The sequence below is a fragment of the Candidatus Omnitrophota bacterium genome (assembly GCA_013791745.1).
In the GTDB taxonomy this organism is placed as follows: domain Bacteria; phylum CG03; class CG03; order CG03; family CG03; genus CG03.
This window is the reverse complement of the sequence record VMTH01000088.1, coordinates 1-9466: the sequence shown is the minus strand read 5'-3', so window position 1 is coordinate 9466 and position 9466 is coordinate 1. Positions and strand designations below refer to the sequence as shown.

The following is a 9466-nucleotide window of genomic DNA, read 5'->3' as shown; positions in this document are numbered from 1 at the left end:
GGGCTGAATTACGGCGCGGAGATAATGCTTGATTTTATCGGCGAGGCGGATGAGGCTGAGATAGAAAAATTCCTGGCCCTTTCAGTGAATTATATAGGGATACACATTTCCATAGACGAGCAGATGCGGGGCGAAAAGGGAGGGGACCTGCTCGATAAACTTGTCGGGCGTACCAACATACCCGTTGTCATTGCCGGCGGCATCAATTCCGAGACCGCGGCGTCTTACGCCTCCCGGGGCGCCGGCACGGTGATAGTCGGCGGCGCGATAACGAAAGCCAAAGACCCGGAAGCGGAAACGAAAAAAATAAAAAAAGCTCTTCAGGAAAACACAAGCATAGCCAGCGAGTATTTCGTCAGGGTTGATGAGAAGAATATAAAGAGTGTCCTCGGCAAAGTGTCCTCGGCGAACATGTCCGACGCCCTGCACCGCGGCCTGCCCCTCAAAGGTATAAAAGCCGTGACCTCCGGGAAGCACATGGCGGGCCGCGCGATGACCGTCAGGACCTCTCCCGGCGACTGGGCAAAACCGGTTGAAGCGATAGACCTGGCCTCAAAAGGAGACATACTCGTCATAGACGCCGGAGGCGGCGCACCCGCGGTCTGGGGCGAGCTGGCCACGCACAGCGCCCTGCAGAAGGGCCTCGGCGGCATTGTCATTCACGGGGCCGTCAGGGACACGCCGGATATCAAAAAAATGGATCTGCCGGTTTTTTCCTCCGAGATCACGCCTCAGGCGGGAGAGCCCAAGGGTTTCGGAGAGATAGGGGTGCCCATAGTCATAAGCGGCGTGCGGATAAAAACGGGAGACTGGATAATCGGTGACGATGACGGGGTGGTGGTGATCCCGAAAGAGAAAGCCGCCGAATTCACAAACAGGGCCATGGATGTCCTGGAGAGGGAGAACAGGATAAGGGAAGAGATAAAGGAAGGCTCGACGCTGGCGTCTGTCGCGCAGTTGCTGATGTGGGAAAAACAGAAATGATAAGGAAGGGATTATGAAATATCTTGTAACAGGCGGCGCGGGTTTCATAGGCTCGCACATAGTGGAGAAACTGCTCAAAACAAAAAATGAGGTGAGGGTTCTGGATAATTTTTCTTCGGGTAAAATGTCCAATCTCGTTTTCACAAAAGGGAAGAAAAATTTTCAGCTCATACGGGGTGACATAAGGGATATCAGAAGCTGCCGGAAAGCCTGCAGGGGCGTTGACTATGTCCTGCATCAGGCGGCCCTGCGCTCCGTGCCGAAATCAATGAAGGATCCCTACGCCTATAATGATGTCAACATAAACGGCACACTCAACATGCTTTACGCATCCAGGGATGCCGGTGTGAAAAAATTTGTGCTGGCTTCCTCAAGTTCCATTTACGGCGACACATCAAAATTCCCGCAGGAGGAGAGCGATATGCCGCTTCTTATCTCACCCTACGCTCTGTCCAAGCTCACGGGGGAGTATTACTGCCGTATTTTTTCGGAACATTACGGCCTCTCAACAGTTGCGTTGAGGTATTTCAATGTCTTCGGCCCGCGCCAGGCGCTGGATGATGAATACGCGGTTGTGGTTCCCAAATTCATCCATTCGGTGCTCAAGGATGTTTGTCCCCCTATTTTCGGTAATGGCAGACAGTCGCGCGATTTCACCTTCGTTGAAAATGTCGTGGAGGCGAATCTTCTCGCCGCGAAAAATAAAAAAGTGTCGGGGGAAGTCTTCAATGTGGCCTGCGGTAAAGACACGACGGTGCTGGATCTCGCGCGGAAAATAAACAGTATACTGGGTAAGAACATAAAGCCCCATCTCCTTCCGGTGCGCGCGGGCGATGTGTTCAAGACACTTGCTTCTACGGTAAAAGTCAGGAAAAAACTCGGGTTTAAAGGCAGGGTCTCTTTTGACGACGGGCTTAAAAAGACGGTGGATTATTTCAAGAAAAAATATGCTTAACGCGGATAAACAGTTTGAGATATTAAGATCCGGCTGCACGGAGATAATAGAGGAAAAAGAGTTAAAGGATAAGCTCGCCCTCGGCAGGCCGCTCAATATCAAGTTCGGCGCGGATCCGAGCGCTCCCGACATCCATCTCGGCCACATAGTGGTGCTGGATAAGCTGCGCCGCTTCGGCGAGCTCGGCCACAAGATAATTTTCATCATAGGGGATTTTACCGCGCGCATCGGCGACCCCAGCGGCCGCAGCATGACAAGGCCCGTTCTGTCAAAAGAGCAGATAACGGAAAATTCAAAAACTTATCAGAAGCAGATTTTCAGGATACTCGATAAAAAATACACACAGGTTGTTCACAATTCCCGGTGGCTGGAAAAAATGAGCCTTGAGGAGATCCTGATGCTCGCCGGAACAAATACCGTTTCAAGGATGCTGGAGAGGGATGATTTTAAAAAAAGGTTTAAAGAAAATATCATGATCAGGACCTCCGAATTTCTCTATCCTCTTTTACAGGGCTATGATTCGGTGCGGGTTGAGGCGGATGTTGAGATCGGCGGAAGCGACCAGATATTCAATCTCCTTATGGGCCGCACGATTCAGCAGAAATATGAGCAGCCCCCCCAGAGTGTTATGACGCTTCCTCTTTTGAAGGGCCTTGACGGCGAGAAGAAGATGAGCAAAAGTTACGGAAATTATATAGGCCTGGACGAGAAGCCTGAAGACATATACGGTAAAGTGATGTCGGCCAGCGATTCCCTGATGTATGAATGGGCCCAGATACTGTCCTTCGCCGATAAGGATGCTATCAAGGGCCTGGATCCCCGCAGCGCTAAGGCCGTTCTGGCTCACAACATAAGCGAATACATATGCTCGAAAGATGAGGCTGACGGAGCACGGGATCATTTTGAAAAAGTCGTGGTGAGAAAAGGCGTGCCGGAAGACATCAAAGAGTTTTTTACGGATGAGAGCCAGATGCCGCTTGCCGATCTTGTTTTCGCCGCCGGAGGCGCGCCTTCAAAGAACCGCGCGAAACAGCTTGTCGAGCAGGGGGCGGTGTCGCTGGAGGGTGAGGTTATAAAAAATTTCAGGGAAAATATAAGGATAGAGGACGGCGCTCTGCTCAAGGCGGGGAAAAGATTCTTTGTGAAGATAAGGAAGGGAAAATGACCGAAGAACAAAAAGAACAGGAACAGGAAGTCCCCGTTGAGCCCGAAGTCAAACAGGAGTTGCGGAATAATGTAGATATGGTCAGTGAGATAACCACGGAACTGAAACGCTTTTTCACTTTTGACATACTCAACTACATACATAAGCCCTGGAAACTGATAGGCCTTAATTTTTTTATGGGCCTCGTCAGAGGAATAGGTTTTTTCCTCGGTATGACAATCGTGGGGGCTATTGTTTTCACCATGCTGACTAAAGGTTTGCAGGCCGGCATAGAGGCGAAGATCCCTATACTGAGCGAATGGCTGGCGCAGCTGGTGGCTATGGTGCAGAATAACATGCAGATGGTGAAGTAAGATGGCCAAGTACATAACAAAAAAAGGACAGGATAAACTGCTCGCTGAGCTGAGGAGATTGAAGACTGAATCCGTTCCGCGCCTCAGCAGAGAGATAAACGAGGCTCTCGCCCAGGGAGACCTTTCGGAGAACGCGGAGTATCATTCCGCCAAAGAGGACCTGACGAATGTCCAGAAAACGATAGCCAAGCTCGAGAACGCCTTGAATTCAGCCATGGTAATAGACGAAAAACAGATGTCTTCCGACAAAGTCTATCTGGGAGCCACGATAGAGGTGAAAGACTCTTCCGGCGATACGGATGAATACACCGTTGTTTCCGCTGAAGAGGCGGACCCGGTTGAGGGCCTCCTGTCCTCATCCTCTCCCATAGGCCGCGCGCTGCTGGGCCGGACCGTGGGAGAAAAAGTGACATTTGAAACTCCAGGCGGCCAAAGGCAGGTGGAGATCGTTTCGATAAGAAGAGAGTGACTTTTCCTAAAAGAATCCTTGTAGCGGGCATCTTTCTCCTTGCGGTTCCCGCGCTTTACGCCCTTGAAATAATCAAAGTTACCGACTACACCTTTCCGGGCGGTATAATCAAAGTGACGGTGGCGAGCCCCCGGCAATGCGAAGCCGGGTTCATGGGAAAAATGTATCCGCTTTTTAAGGACGGCAAAATATCATCGGGTTATGTTCCCGTGCGGCTTGATGTGAGCGGAAAGGCGCCGCTCATCATCAGGGAAAAAAGATTTTTGAGAAAGGACCTGACGATTGAAAAGATGATAACTATACAGGATAAGAAATTCAGGCAGTCCCGCATAAGCGTGGGGCGGGAGAATATCCCGGAGGTTCCCGCGGAGAGCAGAAAAAAGATAACGCTGAATCTGGGATCTTTCACGAAGAAAAAATACAGCGGAGATTTTTCCGAACCCCTTAAAAAATCTGTCATATCCAGCGGCTTCGGCGTGCGCCGCGTTGATAAGCGCGGGAAAACCCTCTGGCAGCACAAGGGCGTTGATTTTGTCGCTCCCGTCGGCACGGAAGTTTTTCCGGTCTCAAGCGGGAAAGTGATCCAGGTTCTGAAGGAGTCGCCCCTCCACGGAAACGCCGTTATCATAGAGCACGGCCGCGGCGTGAAGAGTTTTTACATGCATCTGGATGAGAACCTCTGCGAAGAAGGAGAGATGATAACGCCCGACCGCCCCCTCGGCACGCTGGGTTCAACGGGCCTTTCCACCGGAGCTCATCTGCATCTGGGGATATACCTTTTCGGCGTGCCGGTGGACCCGCTTTACGCCATTAAGGCGCTGCGAAGGGAGGAAATGTGATCAATATTTTCAAGGGCTTTCTTATAGGAATAGCGAATCTGATTCCCGGCGTATCCGGCGGCACATTCGCGCTGATACTCGGGATATACGAGAGGCTCGTCCGGGACATCAACCGGATAACTTTTAAGAATATCAGCGCCCTTTGCGCGAAAGGCCGCCTCAGGGAAGCGTTTAATAATCTGGACGGAGTTTTTATAATCTCGCTGGGCGCGGGCGCGTTTCTGTCCATCGTGTCGCTGGCTCCGGTCATAGACTGGTGCCTGAAAAACCAGCCCTCTGTCACCCTGGCTTTTTTCGGCGGGCTCATAATCCCCTCCCTTGCCCTGCCTATAGACCGCGTTAGAGACAGGGGATTTAAAAACGCGATTTTCGCTCTGCCCGGCATAGCCCTCGTCCTTTTTGTTTATCTCTGGGGGCCGGCTGGCTCACCGGGCGATTTCTCGCTTATCACCGTTTTTGTCTGCGGCGCGCTTGCCACCTCCGCCATGATACTCCCGGGGATAAGCGGCTCCTTTATCCTGCTGGTCATAGGTATATACGGGACGGCGATAGGCCATATCAAAACTTTTTTTTCAGGTTTCACTTTTCCGTCTTTTGTTTTTCTCTCGGTTTTCGCCCTCGGCTGCGTCGTCGGAATAGTGGCGGCCGCCAGGCTCATCAAATATCTTTTTGAAAAATACAAAGACAGAACGCTCTTTTTCCTTGTGGGCCTTATATTGGGGTCGCTGACGGTTCTGTGGCCGTTCAAGGATTACTCTTTTGAGGAGCCGGGCAAAGTCAAAACGAGCATCGCCGCCGCGAAGAACACGCTCCCGTCCTCGGCAAAAGAGGCCGTCTATCCGGCGCTGTTCTTCATGCTTGGCATTGCCGGCGCCCTTATGCTCAACAGGATAGAGAAAAATAGCAGCCCGCATGAGGATTGATTTTCACACTCACGCTTTTCCCGATAATATCGCCTGTGACGCCGTAAAGGCTCTCTCTCAAGACGGGAAAATCCCGTCTTTCAGCGACGGCACTCTTTCGGGGCTGATGAGATCCATGGACGCGGCGGGGATAGATATATCCGTGGTGCTGAATATAGCGACAAAGCCGTCTCAGACGCGCAATATCATAGACTGGTGCCTCAAAATAAAAAGTGACAGGATAATACCCTTCGCGAGCATACATCCGTCAAACAGCGATTATGAAGACATCATAGCGAGAATAAAAGGCGAAGGGCTCAAGGGGATAAAGCTCCATCCGATGTATCAGGACTTTGAAGCCGATGATGAAAAAATGTTCCCGTTATACGAAGCCATAAGTTCTTCGGGTTTGATAGTGATATTCCACTCCGGCAAAGACATAGCTTTTCCCGACGATGACAGGGCGGATGTGGGGCGCATCCTCAGTGTCCGGGAAAAATTCCGGGAACTCAAAATGGTCGCCGCGCACACGGGCGGCTGGCGGAGCTGGAAGGAAGTCTATGAGAAACTCGCGGGAAAAGATATTTATTTTGACATTTCAATGACTTCGGGATACATAGAAAGCGCAGAACTGTTCCATGATATAATCAGAAAACACAGCCCCGACAGGCTGCTTTTCGGCACGGACTCGCCCTGGGCGGATCAGAAAAAAGAAGCCGCGTGGGTGGATTCACTTGATATGGACAGGGAAGCGAAAGATAAGATAAAATTCAAAAACGCGCTGGAGCTTTTAAGCTGAAGACCGCTCGGAGAGGACCAAGGTATGACCGCTCACCGGGCAAGGAGGTTGTGTGAAGGATTTGTCAATTATATTTTCCAAAGAGCCTTTTTCAAAACTCAGCGTGAGCGGGCGCGGGTTTTTCGGGGAGCATGTCAGGACAATATCGTCGCGTAAGGGCAAATGCCTTATAAAAGAAGGAGAGAAGGGAGACACGGTGTATTTTCTTCTTGAGGGCTGCTGCAGCGTGTTGCTGGATACCCCGAAAGGGCCCCTGCCGATATCTCATCTTTACCCGCCGGATTTTTTCGGCGAGCTCGCGGCGCTGGATCAGATGATCGCCGATGTGAAGAGAACGGCCACCGTCATCAATCTCACGGATGTCTCCGCCGCCGCTATGAAGGCGGATGATTTTAAGGAACTCTGTTCCTCGTATCCGGATGTACTGGAAGCGGTGGATAAATTCTACCGCGACCGCCAGCGGGAGCTTGCCCAACTGCGCGAGAGGATAAAAAATATATAAAGAATGGAATGGAAGAAAATAGGCGACGGCCTTAAAGCCTGCGAGAAAAAAGCGCAGGTGAGGAGTATCAGGGTCCCCGATTCTTCCGGCACCTGGAGGCGCTACCGGATAAGCACGGTCTGGGAGCTCGGCGCGGAAAAATTCAGTCTCGTTCCTGGTGAGGCCATGCTCGTTATGGACGAGGGAAAGAGCATAGGCCTGCGCATAACCGGCCGGGATTCCGGCCTTGTCAAAATAGGCAAAAATCTGGGCGTCCAGCAGCAGATCCTCACCAGCTTTAACGCTGTCAGCAAAAAGGCCGTCGCGCGTCTCACATCCGGCCTGAGCCTTGAATTTTACGAGGAAGAAGAGCGCGTCCTCGCCAAAGAGCGCGGCAGCGAATAACAGTAATGGGGCCGATACCCGCAATTGCCTTGTTAAACAGTTTAAGGTACTGGGATCTGTTGCGGGGCTTTACCGGTTAATAGAAAAAATTAAGAATATTTCTCAGCAGATTATTCTATTTGGCAGCGCCGCCAGAGGGGAAAATTTTGTATCTCATTACTGAGATAGTCTTGGAAATAGCGATATCGCATATAAGGGGAAATTGCGAATATTGCCATCATGCTTAAAATTTTTTATTGTTGCCCGGGAAAGAACAGAATTCGGATATTTTTGTCCATAAACCTTTAAACTTTTGTTCTGAAGGCTGGTTCCCGATTTAACCTCTAAAGGATAAATTTGTTCTTGAGAAGCGATGACAAAATCAACCTCTGCGGAATTTTGGCTTGTCCAGTAGTAAATGTTGTTATGTCCAGTCGCCTTCAGTTCCTGCGCAGTGTAGTTTTCGGTAAACGCCCCGTTATAAACGCGAAATAAGATATTCCCCCCGGTGATGGTTTTAGACGATAGTTTTAGCATTGCCCCGAGCAAGCCGACGTCCAAAAGGAATAGCTTGAAAATATTTTCCTGCTTATAGCCCTCTAAAGGTAAATGAGGTTTTTGAATGCTATACGATTTATAAACTAATCCAGAGTCTTCGAGCCAGGCAATAATCTCATTATATTCTCTTGCTCTGGCGTTTTTTTCTATTTCGGCGAACTTAAATTTTTTATTTTCTTTGGATAATTGAATCGGCATAGCTCTCCATATTTTTGTGAGTTTCATTGCTGTGTTTGCTTCAGCGTGCTTACTGAAGTCTTTTTCATATCCGTGTAACAAATCATCCTGAATTTTTCTAACGCTGTTTAAATTCCCGTCCAGAGTATATTGATTTATTGCTCCAGGCATTCCGCCGATATAGAAGTACATTTTCAGCAATTCAAGTAATTGATTGTGAAAGACATCATCTATTGGATTTAAGTTCTCTATGTCGTTTAAAAATCGCCTGAGCCGGGTTTTGCCGATACCATCTAAAAACTCGCCAAAAGAAAAAGGGTATAGAGTTAATTCTGTGACCTTTCCGACGGGGTAAGGCGATGATTGCCGGAGTTTAACGCCAAGGAGAGAGCCCGCGGATACAATATTGCACGGTTCATCTGCTTCGGCAAAGTATTTCAGGGCGCTTAACGCCCTCGGCGCTTCCTGAATTTCATCAAAAAAGATCAATGTATTTTTAGTATCAATTTTTTTCTCTTGGTAAAGGGAAAGTTTTTCAAGTATTTTTTTGGCATTTAATGTGTCTTCAAAAAATTTTCCTAATTCTGGGTTTTCTTCAAAATTGAAATAGGCCAGGGTATCAAACTCTTTTTGGCCGAATTCTTTTAATATATATGTTTTCCCCACCTGTCGCGCCCCTCCTAATATTAGAGGTTTGCGGTTTGAGGCATTTTTCCAGTTGATCAAATCCGCATAGATATCCCTTTTCATGATTACATATTAGCAGATTCTTCGTAAGGATAGCAAGATAGTCGTATGGAATTCGTGTGATTTTCCACATTTTTACATGCCAAAAACGTGAAGTCTTTAGAAAAAGTCGTGTAAAAAACGTGATAAATGGGTCAAAACAATATGTTATTGAAGATAAGTGGGAAGCGGTTGAAAAAGAAAAAATGCGGAATATAAATAGACTGACAGAAGCCTCAAAAATACTTCTTGTTGCGGAAGTTTTGGCAAAGAAAGGGAAGAAAGAAGTCTCATTCGGCATTGATTGCGCTACCCGTGTGGAAAAAATCCGAGCTTTTCAGATAAGGGAGCAAGTGGTCAATAATAGATCTGAAATCGGACCGTGTAGATGGCTTTTCAGCCCCTGGTAATAACTGGGAACGTTCGTGCTATTTGCAATGTGAGCAAAAATCGCTATACTATGGGCAGTTACAAATAATCGGGGTGTGGCCCAGTTGGCTAGGGCACTTGACTGGGGGTCAAGGGGTCGTCGGTTCGAGTCCGGCCACCCCGATAATTTCAGACTTCGGCGCTGATTTTCAAAAAAATTCGGTGAGCTTTGCTCACCGTTCTTTTCGGAATTTCCGGAATCCCCCTCTGAAAAAAACAAAAAAGACCACGGCTTTTCTAAATCC

General features: G+C 48.9%; 12 protein-coding genes and 1 tRNA gene. 12 read left to right on the top strand and 1 reads right to left on the bottom strand.

The annotated features are described in order from the left end of the window. The first annotated feature begins 24 nt into the window (after window positions 1-24). Genes FP827_04060 through FP827_04015 form a run of 10 tightly spaced genes read left to right on the top strand, consistent with a single transcriptional unit; the run spans window position 25 to window position 7352 of the window. A complete protein-coding gene (locus FP827_04060; protein MBA3052248.1) occupies window positions 25-984 on the top strand; it encodes a bifunctional hexulose-6-phosphate synthase/ribonuclease regulator in 960 nt (319 codons plus the stop codon). A gap of 13 nt (window positions 985-997) precedes the next feature. Then, window positions 998-1939: an SDR family oxidoreductase gene (locus FP827_04055; protein ID MBA3052247.1), complete on the top strand. Its 942-nt coding sequence runs from the start codon at window positions 998-1000 to the stop codon at window positions 1937-1939. After that, window positions 1932-3104 carry a tyrosine--tRNA ligase gene (locus FP827_04050; GenBank protein ID MBA3052246.1) on the top strand — a complete coding sequence of 391 codons (1173 nt, stop codon included), beginning with the start codon at window positions 1932-1934 and terminating at the stop codon, window positions 3102-3104. Before FP827_04055 ends, FP827_04050 begins: the two co-directional genes overlap by 8 nt. Beyond that, window positions 3101-3457 (top strand): hypothetical protein, encoded by a 357-nt coding sequence (locus FP827_04045; protein ID MBA3052245.1) that lies wholly within the window; start codon window positions 3101-3103, stop codon window positions 3455-3457. Before FP827_04050 ends, FP827_04045 begins: the two co-directional genes overlap by 4 nt. A gap of 1 nt (window position 3458) precedes the next feature. Then, on the top strand, window positions 3459-3926 hold the full coding sequence (greA, locus tag FP827_04040) for a transcription elongation factor GreA (GenBank protein ID MBA3052244.1): 468 nt from the start codon (window positions 3459-3461) through the stop codon (window positions 3924-3926). Continuing rightward, window positions 3923-4765 carry a M23 family metallopeptidase gene (locus FP827_04035; GenBank protein MBA3052243.1) on the top strand — a complete coding sequence of 281 codons (843 nt, stop codon included), beginning with the start codon at window positions 3923-3925 and terminating at the stop codon, window positions 4763-4765. The genes greA and FP827_04035 overlap by 4 nt, the downstream gene beginning before the upstream one ends. After that, the gene (locus tag FP827_04030) at window positions 4762-5688 is read left to right on the top strand and encodes a DUF368 domain-containing protein (GenBank protein MBA3052242.1); all 927 of its coding nucleotides are present in this window, start codon (window positions 4762-4764) and stop codon (window positions 5686-5688) included. The genes FP827_04035 and FP827_04030 overlap by 4 nt, the downstream gene beginning before the upstream one ends. Next, entirely contained in the window at window positions 5678-6466 is a 789-nt protein-coding gene (locus tag FP827_04025) for an amidohydrolase family protein (GenBank protein ID MBA3052241.1), read from the top strand. The genes FP827_04030 and FP827_04025 overlap by 11 nt, the downstream gene beginning before the upstream one ends. Before the next feature lie 52 nt (window positions 6467-6518). Then, window positions 6519-6968 (top strand): cyclic nucleotide-binding domain-containing protein, encoded by a 450-nt coding sequence (locus tag FP827_04020; protein ID MBA3052240.1) that lies wholly within the window; start codon window positions 6519-6521, stop codon window positions 6966-6968. Between the two features lie 3 nt (window positions 6969-6971). Then, window positions 6972-7352 (top strand): hypothetical protein, encoded by a 381-nt coding sequence (locus FP827_04015; protein MBA3052239.1) that lies wholly within the window; start codon window positions 6972-6974, stop codon window positions 7350-7352. Window positions 7353-7508: 156 nt separating this feature from the next. Here the strand turns inward: FP827_04015 and FP827_04010 are convergent, their stop codons facing one another. Continuing rightward, complete coding sequence (locus tag FP827_04010; protein ID MBA3052238.1) at window positions 7509-8816, bottom strand: ATP-binding protein; 1308 nt, start codon at window positions 8814-8816, stop codon at window positions 7509-7511. Between the two features lie 56 nt (window positions 8817-8872). Here FP827_04010 and FP827_04005 point away from each other — a divergent pair, with 56 nt between their 5' ends. Beyond that, window positions 8873-9202, top strand: a complete 330-nt coding sequence (locus FP827_04005) for a hypothetical protein (protein MBA3052237.1) — start codon at window positions 8873-8875, stop codon at window positions 9200-9202. A gap of 69 nt (window positions 9203-9271) precedes the next feature. Next, a tRNA-Pro gene (locus FP827_04000) sits at window positions 9272-9345 on the top strand. Window positions 9346-9466: the final 121 nt, after the last annotated feature.